Source organism: Gemmatimonadota bacterium (assembly GCA_026706345.1).
In the GTDB taxonomy this organism is placed as follows: Bacteria; JAAXHH01; JAAXHH01; order JAAXHH01; family JAAXHH01; genus JAAXHH01.
In genome coordinates, this window is record JAPOYX010000015.1 from 25,750 (window position 1) to 44,795 (window position 19,046).

General features: G+C 61.5%; 15 protein-coding genes. 10 read left to right on the plus strand and 5 right to left on the minus strand.

Annotation, left to right across the window (positions count from 1 at the left end; translation table 11 throughout):
• Positions 1-2: 2 nt before the first annotated feature.
• Positions 3-1,391, plus strand: a complete 1,389-nt coding sequence (locus tag OXG98_01540) for a hypothetical protein (GenBank protein ID MCY3770696.1) — start codon at positions 3-5, stop codon at positions 1,389-1,391.
• A 210-nt stretch (positions 1,392-1,601) separates the two neighbouring features.
• A complete protein-coding gene (locus OXG98_01545) occupies positions 1,602-2,402 on the plus strand; it encodes a glucose 1-dehydrogenase (GenBank protein ID MCY3770697.1) in 801 nt (266 codons plus the stop codon).
• A gap of 129 nt (positions 2,403-2,531) precedes the next feature.
• On the opposite strand, the gene mltG is transcribed toward OXG98_01545, so the two are convergent.
• The 5 genes from mltG to OXG98_01570 are packed head-to-tail and all read right to left on the minus strand — an operon-like array spanning position 2,532 to position 7,295.
• A complete protein-coding gene (mltG, locus tag OXG98_01550; protein ID MCY3770698.1) occupies positions 2,532-3,527 on the minus strand; it encodes an endolytic transglycosylase MltG in 996 nt (331 codons plus the stop codon).
• Entirely contained in the window at positions 3,524-4,126 is a 603-nt protein-coding gene (ruvX, locus tag OXG98_01555; protein ID MCY3770699.1) for a Holliday junction resolvase RuvX, read from the minus strand. Before ruvX ends, mltG begins: the two co-directional genes overlap by 4 nt.
• Positions 4,127-4,170: 44 nt before the next feature.
• A complete protein-coding gene (locus OXG98_01560) occupies positions 4,171-5,067 on the minus strand; it encodes a TauD/TfdA family dioxygenase (GenBank protein ID MCY3770700.1) in 897 nt (298 codons plus the stop codon).
• A gap of 50 nt (positions 5,068-5,117) precedes the next feature.
• Positions 5,118-6,101, minus strand: a complete 984-nt coding sequence (locus tag OXG98_01565; GenBank protein ID MCY3770701.1) for a hypothetical protein — start codon at positions 6,099-6,101, stop codon at positions 5,118-5,120.
• Positions 6,102-6,107: 6 nt separating this feature from the next.
• Complete coding sequence (locus OXG98_01570) at positions 6,108-7,295, minus strand: M20/M25/M40 family metallo-hydrolase (protein ID MCY3770702.1); 1,188 nt, start codon at positions 7,293-7,295, stop codon at positions 6,108-6,110.
• Positions 7,296-7,474: 179 nt separating this feature from the next.
• On the opposite strand from OXG98_01570, the gene lpdA reads away from it, so the two are divergent.
• From lpdA to OXG98_01610, 8 genes are all read left to right on the plus strand, one after another.
• Entirely contained in the window at positions 7,475-8,869 is a 1,395-nt protein-coding gene (gene lpdA / locus OXG98_01575; GenBank protein ID MCY3770703.1) for a dihydrolipoyl dehydrogenase, read from the plus strand.
• A gap of 117 nt (positions 8,870-8,986) precedes the next feature.
• Positions 8,987-11,527 (plus strand): DUF255 domain-containing protein, encoded by a 2,541-nt coding sequence (locus tag OXG98_01580; GenBank protein ID MCY3770704.1) that lies wholly within the window; start codon positions 8,987-8,989, stop codon positions 11,525-11,527.
• A 252-nt stretch (positions 11,528-11,779) separates the two neighbouring features.
• Positions 11,780-13,483 carry a PcfJ domain-containing protein gene (locus OXG98_01585; GenBank protein MCY3770705.1) on the plus strand — a complete coding sequence of 568 codons (1,704 nt, stop codon included), beginning with the start codon at positions 11,780-11,782 and terminating at the stop codon, positions 13,481-13,483.
• A 323-nt stretch (positions 13,484-13,806) separates the two neighbouring features.
• The gene (locus OXG98_01590; protein MCY3770706.1) at positions 13,807-14,355 is read left to right on the plus strand and encodes a hypothetical protein; all 549 of its coding nucleotides are present in this window, start codon (positions 13,807-13,809) and stop codon (positions 14,353-14,355) included.
• Positions 14,356-14,391: 36 nt separating this feature from the next.
• Positions 14,392-15,201, plus strand: a complete 810-nt coding sequence (locus OXG98_01595; protein MCY3770707.1) for a phytanoyl-CoA dioxygenase family protein — start codon at positions 14,392-14,394, stop codon at positions 15,199-15,201.
• A gap of 148 nt (positions 15,202-15,349) precedes the next feature.
• Positions 15,350-15,529 (plus strand): hypothetical protein, encoded by a 180-nt coding sequence (locus OXG98_01600; GenBank protein MCY3770708.1) that lies wholly within the window; start codon positions 15,350-15,352, stop codon positions 15,527-15,529.
• A gap of 144 nt (positions 15,530-15,673) precedes the next feature.
• Entirely contained in the window at positions 15,674-16,402 is a 729-nt protein-coding gene (locus tag OXG98_01605; GenBank protein ID MCY3770709.1) for a 2-phosphosulfolactate phosphatase, read from the plus strand.
• A gap of 268 nt (positions 16,403-16,670) precedes the next feature.
• A partial coding sequence (locus OXG98_01610; protein MCY3770710.1) for a PDZ domain-containing protein occupies positions 16,671-19,046 on the plus strand: 2,376 nt, incomplete at its 3' end.

A 19,046-nucleotide genomic window follows, 5' to 3' on the forward strand; every position in this document is an offset into this window, starting at 1 on the left:
ACATGTCCGATTCTGCTTACAGATTCCCTTCCGGATTCCCCGGCCGGATCGCGATTACAGGACTTCTGCTTATCGCGGCCTGCATCGGCATAGCCTCCATCGGAGACCTGAGATCCGGCCTGTTCGACCCCAACGAGATCCTGCCCGATCCCCTGTCCGTGTGGGTGGCCCTGCCCGACGCCCTGCTGCTTTTCTGGGTCCCCTTCGTCGCGGCCTTCATCGTCTACGCCGTCGCCGTCGCACGCCAGGTAGGATCCGACACACCGCCGGATCGGAGACTGCTCTGGTTCATCCTCGCCGTGGCCGTCTTCTGCCGTGTCATCCTCCAGTTCAGTCCCCCGACCCTTTCCGATGACATCCACCGGTACCTGTGGGACGCCAAGATGCAGTTTCAGGGCGTCAATCCCTATGTGTACGCCCCGGAAAGCGAAGAGATCGCCCACCTTCGCGATGAATTCCACTTGGGAATCAACAACAAGGACGTCCCTACGGTCTATCCGCCCCTGATGCAGGCGGCCTTTGCGGTGGCCGCATACCTGTGGTACAGTCCCGCTTCGATGAAACTGCTCTTCACCCTGTGCGACGTGGGCGTAATCGTGCTCACGATCCTGATGCTCCGCCGTCGAAGCCTTCCGGAAGAGCGTGTGCTCATCTACGCCTGGAATCCCTTGGTCCTCGTCGAAATCGCGGGCAGCGGACACAACGATTCACTGCCCGTGGTGCTCATGCTCGCCGCGTTGCTGGCGATCGACGGACATCGTCCCACCCGCGCGGTAGCCTGGCTTTCCCTTTCCATGCTCGCCAAGTGGTTCACTGTCATGCTTGTCCCGGCCTTTTACCGCCGGATTCGCCGTATCAGGCCGTTCTGGCTGCTTCCGGTCCTGCTCCTGGCCTTCTACCTGCCCTACATGGACGCCGGACCACGCCTCTTCAGCGGACTGCTTGTCTACGGCGACAAGTGGCGGTTCAACGACAGCGTCTTCTCGATCTTCTTCTTCCTGACCGATTCGCTGAACGTGTCCAAGGTCATCGTGGCCGCGCTTTTCGCCGGATTAGTCGCCTTCTGCGCGTTCAGGATAACGGACCCGTTCCGGTCCGCCTTCATCCTGCTTGGCGGCTATCTCCTGCTCACGCCCACGGTACAGCCCTGGTACCTGGTCTGGGTCATTCCCTTCCTCTGCCTGTATCCCAATCCGGCGTGGGTCCTGCTCTCGGGCCTGGCCGCCCTGTCATACCATGTCGCGATCGGGTTCGTACTCACCGAAACCTGGGAAGAGGAGATCTGGGTCCGTTTCGTGCAGTACGTCCCTTTCTATGGTCTGTTGATCGCGCATTCCTTGAGGAACGGAACATGGCGGAACCTATTCAAACCGGCTTCCCGAACCCACTGAACCGGCCGCCGTGACCCTGGCTGAAGGCATGTCCTGCCACGCCGGCTCAAGTTAACCGGCGCGGGGGTCGGATGCAAGGGCAAACGCGCCGCCCCGTTGTCCCGGAACGGCTGAATTCGATTGACGAAATTCCGTCCCGGATATACACTTCACCGCCGTGTGCGAGTCATCGCCCGGAAACCCGCCGGTCATCGCCCGGACACCGTTTGCATGCCTGTCGACCCCCGTGTCATGGAGGATGCTATGCCGGATACATCCCTGTTTTCCCTGGAAGGTAAGACCATGATCGTCACCGGTGCGAGCAAGGGCATCGGCAAGGCCGTCGCGCTGGCGGGCGCCCGCGCTGGCGCCGACGTGGTGATCGGCAGCCGGACCCGGGCCGACCTGGAACCAGTGGCTTCCGAAGTCCGCTCGATGGGTCGCCGCTGCGTCGTTCAGACGGTGGACGTAGGCAAGGTAGGCTCGATCCGCGCGTTCGTGGAGCAGGTCCTGGCCGAGACGGGGCATATCGACGTCCTGGTCAACAATGCCGGATGCAACCGGATCATGCCCGTGCTGGAAGTCACCGAAGAAGTATACGACGAGATCATCGACGTGAACCTGAAAAGCGTCTTCTTCCTCAGCCAGGCCCTCGCCGCGCACATGATCGAAGCGGGCAAAGGCGGACGCATCATCAACGTATCTTCGCAGGTGGGCGTGGTCGGCGGTCCGTTGCGGGCGGCCTATACCGCGGCCAAGGGCGGCGTGTGCACGCTGACCAAGTCCATGGCGGCCGAATGGGCGGAGCACGGCGTTACCGTAAACGCGGTGGCGCCGACTATGACACGCACGCCCATGGTGGAAAAGGCTATGGAGAACCCGGGATTCCGGGCCAATATCAAGAAGATCCTGCTGGGCCGGCTCGCCGAACCGGACGAGATCGCCAGTTCGATCATCTACCTCGCGTCCGATGCCAGCGCCATGGTAACCGGTCACACCATGCTCGTCGACGGAGGATACACGGCGGTCTGACGACCGGGTTCGTCCAGCCGGGTGCGTGTCGAACCGGCGTCGTTCGGCCTGGTGTCATCCCACCAGACGGTACCCAACCAAGCGTCATTTCGCCGGGTCTCTCTTCGGCGGGTCCATCCCTGCTCAGGGCTATCTCTGCTGACGTTTGACCCGGGCTCTCGCGCGGTTGTGTTCCCGGTTGGTAATGGAAAAGATGTGGCTGCCGTCTCCCCTGGCCACGAAGAAGAGGTAGGCCACTTCCACGGGATACAACGCGGCGTGTATGGACGCTTCTCCGGGGCTGCAGATCGGTCCGGGAGGCAGGCCCGCGTGTACGTAGGTGTTGTAGGGCGAAGGATGGGAGAGGTGTTTTTCGTATAGCCTCATGTCAGGCCTCCCGATGCCGAACTTCACCGTGGGATCGGCCTCCAGCAGCATGCCCCTTTGCAGCCGGTTGTGAAACACCCCCGAAATCGTGTCTCGCTCCGCGGCAACCCGCGCTTCCTGCTCCACGATGGAGGCCAGGGTCATGATCTCGTGGACGGTATAACCCAGTTCGTCCGCCCGGGTACGGTACGCCTCCGTGATGGTGCTTCGGAAGCGATCCGTCATCGCCTTCAGGACTTCCTCCGCAGACATTTCCGGGTAGAAGCGGTAGGTTGCCGGGAACAGGTACCCCTCGAGCGTATTCGCCTCGACCCCCAGCGCAAGGCCGACCGCCGAATCGCCGGCAAGGCCGACGAAGGCGGTGGAATCGATGCCGATGCCGGCCTGCAGGATGCGGGCCGTCTCCTGGATGGTCAAGCCCTCGGGGATGGTAACGCGGTCCGTCGTAATCCGGCCCGAAACCAGCATGTCCAGGATCTCGGCGGCGTCCATGCCGGGCTCGATCTCGTACCGGCCGGCGTTGATCCCGCGATCGGCGCCGTTGAGCCGGGCCAGGATCTTGAAAAGCCCGGCGTGCCGGATGACCCCCTCCTCCTCCAACCGCGCGGCGACTTCGGACAGGGTCGTGCCGGGTTCGATGATGTACAGCACGGTGTCGTCACGGGCAACCGCGGAGGTGAGGTACCGGTAGGCCGTCACGAGCGCAGCCGCTCCGGCTAAAACGGCAAGGACGACGACAGCGAGAAGTAGTTTCTTCAATCGCGGGATTCCGTTTCGTCCGCCGCCCCGCGGCGGTAGTCCAGGTAGTTCTGCAACAGGAGCGTAGCAGCGATCCGGTCCAGGCTGCCCTTGTTTCCCCGCGTCCCCATGCCCATTTCGTTCATGGCGCGCCGGGCCGAGATGCTGGTCATCCGCTCATCCCAGGTCCGTACCGCACAGGATACCCGGTTCTGCAACTGGCCGGCGAAGGTTTCGACCTTCTCGGCTATTTCTCCCTTCGTCCCATCCATGTTGACCGGCAGGCCCAGGACGATTTCGAGGACCTGCTCCGCCTCCACAATCGACGCGATGGACGCCAGAGATTCGCTGGTGTTCTTCACTTCTATCGTTTCCAGGCCCTGGGCGATCAACCCGGCGGGATCGCTCACGGCGACTCCGACCCGCCGCTCACCGAAATCGATGCCGAGTATCCGTCCCTCTGGGGGCTGGCGGCCCCCGACGCCCTGGACAGGAACGATATGCGTGAGATCGCCCGGAATCCCGTCCACCTGTTTTGGCGGCGCCCCGTGGCGGCGCTTGCGTGACGCCCGCCGTCTGTCTTCTTTCAGGGTGTTGTCCGGCTTGTTTTTTCTCGGCATGCGGCTAATCCCACTCGTGCTCGTTACAGACCCGAAGGTGACTTTCAGTTCTTCGCCGCCCGCTCCCGTTCGATCACCGGGGGCAGGCCGGTCACGCTGATTCGCCAGAGCAGGCGGCTGTCCCGGGGACCGGTGGCCGGCTGCAGTACCGTGGCCTTGTGCAGGGTCGAAAAGGTATCCCAGGCCCCGGCGTCGCCCACAAGGAAGTCGTACTCCGCCAGGTAATCTGGCTTCGTCGCGTGGGCGGCCAGTTCATCCAGCAGTTCGCAGGCCTCGTCATCCGGCATGCCCACAATGCCGAAGGAACTGCCGCAGACGCCGTAGAGCGCCTTGCGTCCGGTCACCGGGTGGCGCTTGACCAGGGGATGGTAGACGTTCTCGACCCGGTCCTTCTGGTCGAGGGTCAGTTTTTCCGCCGAGGTTGCGGATTCCTCGTTCGTGTCCGCTCGATTGCCGTAGTGATGAAGGACGGTCAGGTGATCGATGGTGTCTTTCATCTTCGCGGGCAGATCGTCGTAGGCCGCCATCTGGTTGGCGAAGTAGGTCGGACAGCCGCCTTCCGGCCACTGGCGGCCGTACACGACCGTGGAGCTGTTGGGCGGGTCCTGGTAGGCCACGTCCGTGTGCCAGAAGGCCGCGCCCTCGTAAACGCCAATGGGTCGCTCCTCTTCGAAAATATTGGAGAGGTTGAGTATGGCCGGGTGGTTTTCGTGGCGCAAATGGTCCAGAAAATGGGGTTTCTGCCTGCCGAATTCCCTGGTGAACGCGTCGTAACGGCCGAAGGTCATTTCCTGGTGGGGGATCACGATCAGTCCATGGGCATGAAACACTTGGAGGATCTCCCGCATGACGGCCGGTTCCAGCGGTACAGACAGATCGACCCCGGAGATCTCCATGCCGAATCCGGGCAGGGGTTTCGTGGAAACACGCATGACGGTCATCTCCCGTCCTTCATGGCGCCGTCGTAATCATCGCTACGCTGTCCGCCCGCCTACGCGGGCGCGCCATAGGGACTGTCTCCGAACACTGCCTTGAGGTCTTGCGCCCATCCCGCGTCAGGCAGAAAGCGGACGCTGTCGTTCCAACCCGATTCGAGGGCCGCGCGAAACAGCGGTTCCGCGGATGACCGGGGCCATGTACCGATCAGCCGGAACAGCGCGGGCGAATAGGCGGTGGGTCTATCCGTTTTAGTCGATTCCGGCCGGATCATGCAGTGGACGGCCGCCGCGTAAAGCCGTTCGCCGTACCGGGCCAGAAGCTCTTCTACCGGGGTTCCGTCGTCCTGCGCCGGTTCGCCTTCCGTTTCGTACAACAACCGCAACAGGGGCAGCATGGCGCCACCGGGGAGCGATTCGACCGGACATTCGAGCAGGGAGACATACGCCACGTCGTGGACGTATTCCGCTCCCAGGCTGCCAAGGTGGTGGTATCGGTCGTCGATATCCGGCGGCGTACCATACGAAACCGGTGCCAGGGTCCTTTCCGGGGGCAGGTCCGTTCCGGCGTCCTTTGGGAAGATCTCCCGGTAGGCCGCCAGCGTGATCCGCTTGACCTCGTAAGAATACATATCGGGATGGACGTCCTGGACGCGGTCCGCCGCGTACAGCAGCCATCCGGGCGCATGGACGGCCTCGTCCCGGTAGAGCCCGGCGCGAATGGGCTCTGATGCCTCGTCGGCCAGGGGCCGCAGCTCGGCGGGGTCCAGGGAAAGATCCCGGACGGCCCGGTGCGCCACGTCGAACAGCACCGCCACCTTTCGCAGTTCATCCTCCTCTTCCAGCCGCAACGTGGATTTCATGGTTCTGTCGGCGGCCCGCCCGAGCCTACCCAGCGGTTCGACCACCTCCCAGTTGCCCCGGATCTCCGTCTGTCCCCGGCCGATCCACCCGCCCCGGTTGAACCAGTTCGCGATCGTCCGGACAAGCAGGATCGCGATCACGACGATCAGGGCGAGGGCGAGCAGGCGTTGAAACATGATGTCCTAACGGGCAAGACCCAGCATGTCAACGACGATGCCGCAGTAGGCCCGTGCGACACGGAGGGTGGATTCTATGCTGACATACTCGTTGGCCTGGCACGTGTTTCCCCCTTCGGGCCCGTACACCAGCGTCGGGATGCCTCCGGTCACCGCAAAGTGGTTCGTGTCGGCCACGCTTCGCGCCAGGGCGTAACGCACCGGTCGGCCGAGCTGCTCCTCGACCCGCTTCCGGGTGGACTGGACGAACTTCGAATCGGGATCCACGATGTATGGCGCCGGAGCGGGCGTGGGCCGGTCATCCCACGTGACGCGCCACTGCGACTCGATCGACAGGGACCGGATCAGTGCTTCGAGGTCCCGAGCGGCCTGGTCGATCGATTGTCCGGGCAGAATGTGCCTGTCGAGAACGACCTGCGCGTGTTCCGGCACGAGGATGAGGTTCCTCCCCCCGCTGATTTCGATGACGCATATCGTGCCGCCGAGTTCGTATTCCTCGTTCCAGCCCAGTTCGATCCGGTTCAGCGCCGTGATGATCGTCGCGGCGTCATGGACCGCGTTGACGCCCTCGCCCGTGTACGCGGCGTGGGCCGTCCTGCCCGCCAGGTCGACCTTGATGACGTGCCGCCCCCGCGAACCGACGCGCAGTCGCCCTGGCGGCGTGGGTTCGGGGATGAGGCATCCCGCGCACCCCGCGAGCAGCCCGCTGCCGATCAGCGCATGGGCGCCCCGCGACCAGTTTTCCTCGTCCGTCGTGGCGGAAACGATCAAGTCGCCGGCCAGCTCCACGCCGGATCGGACGATGGCCTCCACCGCGGCGAGTACGGCCGCGGCCCCCGCCTTCATGTCGTGGGCGCCGAGCCCGTACACGCATCCGTCTCTGACCACGGGCGACCACGGGTCCGTTTCCCACCCGTCACACGCATCGAAGGTGTCCTGGTGGAAATTCAGCATGAAGGCGCGGCCGTGTCCGCGGCCATTTCCGCGGCCGGGAATCCGCACGGCCAGGCTGTCGCCCGAATCCTCCACCGGAATCCGGCGAACGTCGGAAAGACCGATCTCCTCGAAATGCCCGTGGAGCATGTCACCCAGCGCCTGTTCGCTTCCCGTGACCGATGGAATGGAAACCAGTCCCGAGATCAGTTCGGTGACACGCCCGGAGGTAATGGACGTGGAAATGGCGTCTGGGGTCATATGGCCGGCTGCCGTATCGCGTGGTCTGTGGCCCGTCTCCATCGGTCTTTCGCTCCTTTTCATGATACAACGTAAAGTCATGGCAGACAAGAGAATTATCTTGACATGCAGGCCCTTGAACGTTAGTTATACCAGCGCTTTCGGGGCAGTTGGAATCCATTCATTTTCCGGAGTAAGACATGGCATCAGATATCTACGACGTGGCAGTGGTCGGCGGCGGGCCCGGCGGGTATGTTTCGGCGATTCGGGCGGCCCAGCTCGGCTTGAAGCCGGTTGTGATTGAAAAGGACAAACCCGGCGGCGTGTGCCTGAACTGGGGCTGCATTCCCACCAAGGCGCTGCTGAAGAACGCCGAACTCGTCCTGACCATGCGCCACGGTGAAGACTACGGCATCTCCTGCGACAACCTCCAGTTCGACATGGGCAAGGCCGTGCAGCGCAGCCGCAAGGCCGCCGACACCCTCGCCGGAGGTATAAAGTTCCTCCTCAAGAAGAACAAGGTGGATCTCGTCAGCGGCCACGGCCGCCTTGCTTCGGCCACTTCCGTCGATGTGACGATCGGCAAGGGCGAAACGCAGACCGTAAACGCCCGTTCGATTATCCTTGCGACGGGTTCGCGCTCCAAGGCGATCCCGGCTGTTCCGGTGGACGGAAAGCGGATCATCACCAGTACCGAGGCCATGCTGATCGAAGAGCCGCCGGGATCGATGACCATCATCGGCGGGGGGGCGATCGGCGTGGAGTTCGCCTACTATTACGCGGCCTACGGAACCGAGGTCACGATCGTCGAGATGCTGCCCCACCTGCTGCCCGTGGAAGACGAGGAAATCAGCGAAACGCTGGAGAAGAGCTTCGCGAAACTGGGTATCGGGATCAAGACCGGGGCGCGCGTCGAGTCGGCTGAATCGGATTCGGACGGCACATCGGTAACCGTAACCGTCGACGGAAAAGAAGAGACGTTGAAAGCCGACGTCACGCTCCTGGCCATCGGGCGCGACGCGAATATCGAGGATATCGGCCTGGAGGAACTCGGCGTCGAGACCGACCGGGCCTTCATCAAGGTGAATGAGCAGTGCCAGACCACGGTGTCCGGCGTCTACGCCATCGGCGACGTCACGGGGCCGCCCCTCCTCGCCCACAAGGCCTCCGCGGAAGGGATCAACCTGGTGGAACGGCTCGCGGGCCATCCTTCGCCGCCCATCGATCGAGAAAACATACCCGCGTGCACCTATTGCCAGCCCCAGGTCGCCAGCGTCGGCCTTACAGAGACCCAGGCCGCGGAAGGGCGTGAAATCCAGGTGTTCCGGATGCCTTATCGCTCCAGCGGCAAGGCCGTGGCCGTCGGCCAGACGGACGGCATGGTGAAACTGATCGCGGACGCGAAGTACGGCGAGATACTCGGCGCGCACATCATCGGGGCGGACGCCACCGAACTGATCGCGGAGATCTGCACCGCGCGCACGCTGGAATCGACCACCCGGGAACTGCACAAGACCATACACGCACACCCCACGCTGTCGGAACTGGTCATGGAGGCCGCCGCCGGAGTGGAGGGCGCGGCGATCCACATCTAGGGATTCCCGCTTTTCCGTCTTTCGGCAGACCTTCCGAGATCCGTCCGTTTGCGTACACCCCGGTGCGTGGCGCATCGCCCGGTTATTACTACTCAGCAGACCAGGGCGGGTTTATCCATGATGCTCGGAATACCGCCATACACGGCCCGGATTCGCTGTGTTTCCTCCATCCCCGCTTGCGCCATCCTCGTCGTATGCATCCTTCTCGCCGGACTGTCGGGACCGGGTTGCGGTTCGGGGTCGGACCGGCCAGACCAATCCGACCCTTACCGGAACCGGCTGGCCGATGAGATAAGCCCGTATCTTCAAAGCCACGCCAACAATCCGGTGGACTGGTATCCCTGGGGCAGGGAAGCGATCGAACGCGCGCGGCGGGAGGAAAAACCCATCTTCCTCTCCGTCGGCTACTCGACCTGCTACTGGTGTCACGTCATGGAACGCGAGGTGTTCTCCGACCCGGATATCGCGGCCGTCATGAACGCCCATTTCGTGAACGTCAAGGTGGACCGCGAGGAACGTCCGGACATCGACGAGATCTACATGACGGCCACGCAGCTCGTCACGGGCAGCGGGGGGTGGCCCAATTCGGTATTTCTCACACCCGACCTGGAACCCTTCTTCGCAGGCACGTACTTTCCTCCCGAGGACCTGCCGGGCCGGCCGGGTTTCCCGCGCGTACTGAACCTGTTGAACGAGGCCTGGAACACCAGGCGGGGCGACCTCGTCGAACAGGCCGTCCGGATCGCCGAGGCGATCCGGACGCTCCAGCAGGACCTGGTTGCCGGGGACGGGTCCACGATCATCGACGGATCCGCCGCCGTCGACGAGGAAATCGTGGCCGGCGCCCTGACCTATATGAGGACCCGTTACGACGTCGAAAACGGGGGATTCGGCCCCGCGCCCAAGTTCCCGCCGCCCATGCGCCTCGAACTGTTGCTGAACGAATACGAACGGACGGGCGACGAAACCCTGCTGTCCATGGCCACCCACACTCTGGATGTCATGATGAACGGCGGCGTGTACGACCATGTCGGTGGCGGATTTCACCGGTACGCCACGGATTCGGACTGGCGCATCCCCCACTTCGAGAAGATGCTGTACAACCAGGCGGATCTCGCTCGCGTTTACCTGCTGGCCTACGACGTTACCGGAAGGGACGTCTACCGGGCTGTCGCCGAAGACGTGCTCAATTTCCTGGGACGGGAGATGACGGGCGACGAAGGCGCGTTTTACTCGGCCGTGGATTCCGAGACAGCTGCCGTGGAAGGCAGATACTACCTGTGGTCCGAGGCGGAAATCAGGAAAACGCTGGGCGCGGACTCAGACGCCTTTCTGGCGAACTACGGCCTGGCGCCCATGCCCGACGCAGTTGCCGGGAGCACCGGGCAGGGGAACCCGGAAAGGGCGTCCACAGGTCCCGCAGAAGACGCGGCGGAAGGCCCCACAGAAGACGCAGCGAAAGGTGCTGTCCTTTACATCCGGGGAGAGGCGGATTCCGTCCGGCTCCGTTCCGATCTCGAGCTTATGCGGTCCGAACTCAGGACGGTACGCGCGAAACGCAGCCCTCCGATGGTCGACGCCAAGGTGATCACCGCCTGGAACGGACAGATGATCGACGCGTACGCCTATGCGTGGCTGGTGACGGGAGAACGGGAGTATCTGGATAGGGCGACGCGCGCCGCGGAATTCATCCTCGAACGGCTGCGCGACGGCGAGGGCCGCCTGCGTCGTATCTATCTGGGGGGCGAGACGCGACGGGAAGCGTTCCAGGAGGATTATGCCTACCTTGCCCGGGGATTGACGCGGCTGTTCGAGGCCACCGAGGACGACCGCTGGCTGGCCGAAGCTCGGTCACTCGCGGACCGGATGAACGGCCTCTTCTGGGATTCTGCCGCGGGTGGATACTATTTCACCAGCGACGAGCAGGATCTCATCGTCCGTACCCGTAATCCCTACGACGGTGCCCGGGCTTCCGGCAATGCCATGGCCGCCCATGCGCTGCTTGCACTGGCGGGCCACACGGGGGAAACCCGCTATCGCGCCCGGGCTGCCCGTCTGTTCGAAGCCTTCGCCCCGTCGATGGAAGAGAACCCCGGCCGTTTCACCTCCATGATCCTGGCCCTGCGGAATCATCTCTACGGCGAGCGGGAATTCAGCCGGCGACGTGCCGTCCACGATGGACGAGATGCCACCGCGGATGTGTTAATGCAGGAGACGGTCACGGGAACCGGCGTAGCGCGGACTGGAGCGGATTTCAACGATAGCGCCAAGGTCGAGGCGCATCTCGAGGCAGCCGCCGCGGGTGGGGACGCCTTCGATGCGACTGTATCGATCCGCATCGCGGACGGCTGGCATATCAACGCCAACCCGGCCTCTTTGCCCGGACTGGTCCCCACGGCCGTGACCTTCAACGCGGACGTGCCTATTCAGGTAGACGCGCTCACGTATCCCGAAGGGGAGGCTATTCGGTTCTCCTTCGCCGATGGTCCGCTGGAGGTTTATCGAGGGGCGATACGCCTGCGCGCCCGGCTCGTCGTCGAGGCGGTTCCTGTACCGGAAGACACGCGGCTGTACGCGACCCTGTACTACCAGGCCTGTAATGACACGGTCTGCCTGGAGCCCGGAGAGGTCGCCCTTTCGGTCCGGCTCGGCCGGTGAGCAGGGTCTGGAGGGTCGACACCTCGACGGTCGATGGCGTCGATGGCGTCGGTAAAAGGGAAAAAAGGAGCTGCAACCGCTTGTCCCGGTGAAAGTGTACCGGAAAGACCGCAGCGTATATACATTGTGTATACGCCGGTATGCTGAAGCCATTCGAGACATTGCGTATACGTCCCTAAACTGAACCCTTCGGGAATACGATACGGTAAAATGCGGCCTTTACCGGCCGGTTCGCGAACCACTGGACTGATCATGCCTGCAACAAGTCTCCATTCCGATCCTCGCCTCAGCGCGCCCATGCGCCGGCATATTCGATCGCTCCAAATGGACACGGTGGAAGCCTACATGTCCTGGTGCCGCGAGAACGGGTTCAACGCCCGCCTGAACAAGACTCTGCTCCAGCGCCGGCAGGAACTGGCCGAGGCGCGGAAGACCTCGGACCGGCACCGGAAGGACGCCGAACTCAAGGCCCACATTGCCGCTCTCGGTCTGGGTTCGGTAGCGGCTTACCGGGCCTGGTGCCGGGAGAACGGCGTCGGGGACGGCCTGCAGAAGAGCAAGACGCAGCGGCAGCAGGAGATCCGTCTCGACCGAGAGCTGCGTAACCGGAAGTTCGCCGCCAGGTCCACGGCCAGCCAGCACAAGCGAAGGCGCAGGGACACCCTGAAGCGAATCGCCGCGGGCCAGGCGGACGCGCGGGAACTGACCAGCCCCGTCCTGCTGCGCGTTCACCATCTGTTTCACCACGAGCTGAACGATCCATCCGCCCGTGCGGCCTTTCTTGAACTCCTCCTGCACGTAGAAAGAGATCGAAGGCTGTTTCACCTGAAACCCGTCGTGCCCCGGTACGGACCGGTGCCCCGGAACAACTTTATGGACGCGCTGGCCGCGCTGGCCACGTGGCACGATCGGTGGAAGCGCAAGGCCGCGGACTGGCAGCCGGACAGTCATAACGGCCGCCGTCAATTCGGCGCGCTGGCCCGCCATCTTCTGGCAGAATACGATGTGCCCGAATGCATGGACACCGCCTTCTTCATGGGCCTGGACGACGGGGCCAGGGTCCGGCAGCACTGGTTCGTGGAGGTAGGCACGGGCAAGAACATCCGGAAGGCCGGCATTCCGGTGCGTCTGACCAAGCGAATGGCCCATGTTTTCGCGCTTTCCGCGCCGTCCGAATACACCGTGGACGCGGCGCTCCGATGGGCGCAGGTGGTGGGAATGGGCGGCGATGACCTGCTGGCCGAAGCGGTCTGCGATTCGATGCTCGGCGAGCATTTCGACGAGGGATCGTTCTGGGAGACCGTGCTGCACTTCTTCGTGAACAATCCCATGCTCGACGTGGCCCACGTCGGCCCCATTGTAGACTACATTCATCACCAGCGGTTCGTAAGGCAGGAGCGGCGGAATCCGGATGGGAGCGTCTCTCCCATCGACCCGCCCGAGCCGGGTTTCACGATGAAGGGACGGACGCCGGACTCCATATTGAGACGCGTGGAAGCCTGGCACAACGCGCTGTCGAAAGCGAAGGCAAAGACACCCAAAACCTGGCCGTCATCCGGTATCCGGGGCTTTGAATGGGTGGACGAGGACGAAAGCGCGGGCGAGATACGCAATTGGAAGATCGAGGAAATCCTCAACGACCGCGCCCTGATGGAAGAAGGCAAGTCCATGCGACACTGCGTGGCGTCCTACAAGACCTCGTGCGCCAACGGTCACAGGTCCATCTGGTCCATGCAGGTAGGGTACCTGAGTTCGGGAAACACCCGCCGCGTCCTCACCATCGAACTGGTCAACAACAAGAGGTATATCCGCCAGGTACGCGGGCGGAGCAACACCCGGCCCCTGGACGCCCACAGCGGCCGCGCCCAGGACGGTTGGGACATACTGATGAAGTGGGCAAAACAGGAAGGCCTGACGCTGCCCGGCGCGAAGTCGGTTGCCATGCGAAGGATCTAGGTCACATGCGCAGGATCTGGGTCACATGCGCAGGATCTGGAAAAAAGAAAAGCGACGGCATAAGGGCGACCGCGTTGGAAGCGGCAAGGTATGCCGTCGCTGTATGATGGATATGCTCCCGCGGGACGCCGGAGTCATATCAATCCTATGACTATTGGCAGGCCATCGATCATGGCCGTGATCTCGTCACGTGTTTCGATTCCTGCCTGTACTTACTCTATTAGACTCCGAACTGCTGAAAAAGATGCATTAAAAAGATGGGTTAAATCGGTCATCGCATGCGTATTCCAGTTTCCGAAACCCCGTAGGCCAGGTCGCGAACAGTGGATATCGAGGCAATCACCTTTCTTGCCGCCATCATCGGCTATGCCGGGTTGACTGCGAACATGGTCCTGGTCGCGGCAAGCCGCCACCGACGGGTTTACATGCTGCCGGTCGCGCTGATCGTATTCGCCCACGTCCTGCTCGTCTGGCAATACAGGTACGAATGGGAGATCGCCCAGGCCACGAGAAATGGCTACGCGGGATTCCTTATCTTCCATACCGCGCTGCTCGGCATCCTGTACGCCCCGCTGGCGAGGGACCGGGACGCACGGCGGCTTGTGGCCTTCTCGTTCCTAGTTGCCGCCATGGGGGCCAGCGGCGCCGTACTCCGCTACGACGAGGTGGCGGTCTACCGCCTGCCCGTCTTTGTATGCGACCTCGTCGGCCTTGGCGCGTTTGCGCATTGGGTGTACGGACCGGCGAAAGGGTATCTAAACCGGTTTTCGGGACGGAACCGGCATGGTAGCGGTCGGCATGGTAGCGGTCGGCATGGCCGGCGCCGTCTCATCGTGACGGAAAACCGGCGGCAGAACGATCAGGACCGTTGATTGAATCGATGGCAGGGATTTGACAGGAGAGGCACCATGGCGAGTCTGGCTGAACAGAAGGCCTTTTTTGAGGAAGAGGGATATCTGATCGTCGAAGACGTGTTATCGGAAGACGAACTGGCCGAGTGCCGCGAGGAAATCGAACGCCTGCACCGGCTGTCCGCGGAACTCGAGACCGCCGGAGATCCGGGATTCGCGCGTTTTCAACGCGAGCCGTACGCCGATGGCGTCAACCGGCCGGACGGCCTGCCCGTGCTGAGGAAAATCGAAGATACACGGGAGGTCTCGGCGTTTTTTCGTAACCTCTCGGCCCACCCGAACCTGCTTCGGGTATTGGGTGAATTGCTCGGACCCGACCTGCTGCTGTTCCGAAGCACCTTGATGCTCAAGCCCGCCTTTCACGGCTCCGCCCACGCGCCCCATCAGGATTCGGCCTACTGGCCCATCGACCCGCCCGCGCTGGTGACGGTCAGCGTCGCCCTGAACGATGCCACGACCGAGAACGGCTGTTTCAACGTCATCCCGCGGAGCCACAGGGGGGAGTTGAAAGACTGGGGACTCATCGCGCAGGCGCAGGACGCGAAATTGGTGTACGAAAACGGCTTGGAGGAAGCGCGGCAGGTCGATGTGCCGCTGAAGGCGGGCAGCGCGCTCTTCTTTCACTGCCTGATGGTACACGGATCCGGCCCCAACAAGTCCCCTCATCCGCGCAACACGGCGCTATACGCCTATTTCCCGCCCTACGTGCGCTACGTCCCGAAGAGCGGTAGTTCGCCCGTGAAGACCTACCCGGTGGTATCCGGCCTGGATGGCAGAGAGACCTTCACGCTGGAAGCGGCGACTTAGACGAAGTGACGAAGTCCACGCGTCAAAAATAAATACATTGACTTATATTTATAGTAACTATAAAAATTCATCATATAGAAATTACAAGCTTCATTAATCGATGGATTCCGGGACTGAGTCAGGTTGCATCATCCGGTCAGGAGAGTTTATGAGAAACGCCGAGGCGCAGCAGATTAACGCGTTACTGAATGAACTGCGCGGGGATCTTCGCGAGGTCGTGATACTGTTGTCCACAATAGCCAGGCATATTGACGATTTCAGATACGAGACGCACAAACTGAACAGATATTTGAAGAGAACCATCGGCGAGGAGGAGTCCGGCGTTTGATCCCCGGTTTCGGGCAGGAATCAGCCCCCGGTTCTGGAACGAACTCTCTCTATAATCATTGATTCCCTTCAATGGTCTCCGTTAAATTGTCGGGTTTAGTGTTTCCCAAGTTAAAGGACGATACCAGATGGCCGAGCGCTCAAGATGTACTATGACCAGAGTACGTTCGATATCCGATGCGAGTGGGGAGCCGAAGGGCTTTCGGCCCTGCTGCCCGGCAGCAGGGCCGTAGTCGTCGTCGATGTCCTGTCTTTTTCCACCAGCGTGGACATCGCCGTGGGCAATGGGGCTATAGTCTACCCTTACCGTACCAGGGACCATACCGCCGCGGACTATGCCAGGTCGTATCACGCGCTCCTGGCCAACTCCACCCGGGAATTCGAGGGTGGAGGATATTCGCTGTCCCCTTCTTCCCTGGTAGACATACCCGCCGGTACCGCCCTGGTCCTGCCCTCTCCCAACGGATCTACACTCTCCCTGTCGACCGGCGACATCCCGACATTCGCGGGATGCCTCAGAAACGCAACCGTCCTTGCCGATGTCTTGCAGCAGTACGAAACCGGCATCAGTATCATCCCTGCGGGAGAACGCTGGAAGGAACAGCGGACCCTCAGGCCCGCGATTGAAGACCTGGTCGGCGCGGGAGCCATCATTCATGCGCTGAAAGGCACCCGTTCACCGGAAGCCGAAACCGCGGCCGCCGTATTCGACAAGTTTAAAGGCAACCTGGCATCTCTCCTGAATGCATCGGGTTCCGGAAAAGAGTTAATCGGCAGGGGATACGAAGAAGACGTACGGCTCGCCGCGTCCCTGGACGTGAGCGGCAGCGTACCTGTGCTGGCCGGCGAGGCGTATCGGCTTCGGAAGAGTTAGACTTCATACGCGGTCCACGCGTCCACGGCCAGGCCTCCGACCTCCTCCGGATTGACCTCCGTGGCAGTTAATCATGCTCATCTGTTTTACCCGACGGGGCCAGATCCGGCTTAGATACTAGTACCCTAATCCCTCAATTTATCGATATTGAACGACTGTTTGCGAAATGAGAAGCAGATGCTCAAGTCGTGGAGCAAGACGATAGCCGATCGGTTTTGAGTCATTAACCGGAACCGGCCGAAACTCGACCAACTCGGATCAGAAACCGATGAAGACCCTGATTTCGCGTTACGTCATTCTGAGTACGCTGATCATGTTGCTGTGTTTGCATCTCGGCTTAGTCGTATGGACGCTGGTACGCTACGCGCAGATAGAGCACTGGTCGCCCGGCATTCGGTTCTTCGGAAACGAGATGATCCTGACCAAAGGATTGACCAGAAGTGCGGCGAGTAACCTGCAGGAGGGCACGTGGTTCCATCTCGTCAAGGTCCGCAAAGACGGCGGAATCTCCATAACCCAGGTGGTACCGGACAGCCCTGCCGACCGGGCCGGGCTGCGGCCGGGTGATGTGATCATATCCGTGAACGGCGTGAATCTGGGTTCGCATCCGCAGGCCTATTTCCAGGCGCGTCTGCGAAGCAGGCCCGGCGACGAACTCAAACTCGCCTGGCGTCGTGACGGCGTATCGCACACCGGGACCTTGACGCTCGAGGCCGAAGAACAGGTACGATATTCCCTCGCGGTTAACGGACAGAGTATCGAAATGGGCGCAGGGGCGATGACCTGGTTCCAGCGGGCCCCGTACCTGATCTACCCGAGCGTCCTGCTGTGCCTTGGAACGTGGATGGGTTTTCGAAGTCCGCACAATCCGGTCGCCTTCCTGTGTGCGTTGCTCTTTCTCGTTACGGCGCTTTCTTCCACACATGCTTTTCATCCGATGATCGCTGGATGGCCGGACTGGATCCTGTCAGTCAGCATATTTGTCGTTACCTCGACAACGGCGCTTAAGGCCATGCTCATGTTTCGGATTCTGTCGGTCTTTCCAACTGCGACAATACTTGGGTTGTGGTTTCAAAAAAGAGCTTGGGTCGTATTGTCAGTTCTATTGACCGCTGCGTCATTTAGCCTCGTTTACGTGTACAGGCTGACCTATGGATGGGACAACACAATGGTTCGATTGGTCTACAGTATCGTCGAGCCTATCCCGGAGCCTACGTATCCCCTTCTTATCATGGCCATTGCGGGATGCCTTCTTCTCGCCCAGGGATCCATTGCGCATCAACAGGAGAGGATGCGCCTGCATGTAATCGAGGTTGGTTTCCTGGCGGCCCTCGTCCTCGCACCGTTGTGGATAACAACCAAGCCGGGCACGCTTTTGGCTTCGTGGGGGCTTTTGCCACTACAGGGTCCGATGCTACCCGCGACTGTCTGGTTCCTCGACAGTATAATCCGTATCGGACTGCAGTGTGCCTTGCCCCTTTCGTTTGCCTATGCGATTCTGGCTCATCGGGTTTTCGGCCTGAAATTCCTGTTCGGCAGGAGCCTGATGTATGTCGTCGCCAACCAGGGTGCGAATCTCATTCTGTGTTTCGGGATATTCATCGTGCTCCATGAAGCGGTTTCCGCAATACCGGTGGATCTGACGATGTCCGACCTCCTGGTCGCGTGTACTGCAGCGGGATTCACACTGGTCCTCCTTGGCGGATGGGTTTGGATAAAGCAACCCGTCGTCCTATTCATGGATCGACATCTCTTCAGCAGGGAGTTTGAGAATAGACAACGTCTGTTCAGACTCGGAAGATCGCTATCGCGTTATCAAGATCGAAACGTGCTGGTCAGCAGGGTCGGACAGGAGCTGCTGGACGGACTGGATCTCTCGTGCGCGGCCATCTACCTCGTCAACGGCGCTCGAGCATCATTGTCCGTTTCCTGGTACGGCATCAGCGACGTGCCCGGTCAGGTAAGGGTGGCCAGTGAATCACATATCAATTCGGCAACACCGAAAATCGAATGCGCGTTACGAAACGCGCCGGTTCCAAAGCCCTTAATCGAAATCGACGAGGCAAAAGCCGAAGACTGCGTGAAAGAGTCCGGGTTTGAACTCATTACCGCTCTCCGTGGAAGCGCCGGCTGGCAGGGATGTATGGCCCTGGGCGCCAAACTGTCTGAAGAGCCGTTCAGCAACGAAGAGAAGGAACGACTGCTGATCCTGGCCGCCGAGGTGGAGTTGGCGCTGAAGAATGTCGAGATGGCCGCATCGCTCAGGCAGCAGGCGCAAGGATTACGGAGACTTTCCAGACGCCTGATCGACGTGCAGGAAACGGAGAGGAGCCGGCTGGCTCGAGACCTCCATGACGATACCGGTCAAGCGCTTACGGCGCTCAAGATAAACCTGGAACTGACCCGGAGGGAGTTCGCCGGGATTTCCGGTCATGCGGATTCACGGCTGAAAGACGCCGTCGTCTTGACGGACGAGACCATGGGGAGACTGAGGGCGATCGCACATGGACTTCGCCCGCCCATCCTCGATACTGCCGGGCTGAACGCGGCGCTCGAAGCGCAGTGCGAGAGTTTCGGCCAGCTTACCCGGATACCGGTTGTATACCGTGGCCTGGATTTGCCGAACGTACCAGATAGAGCCAGC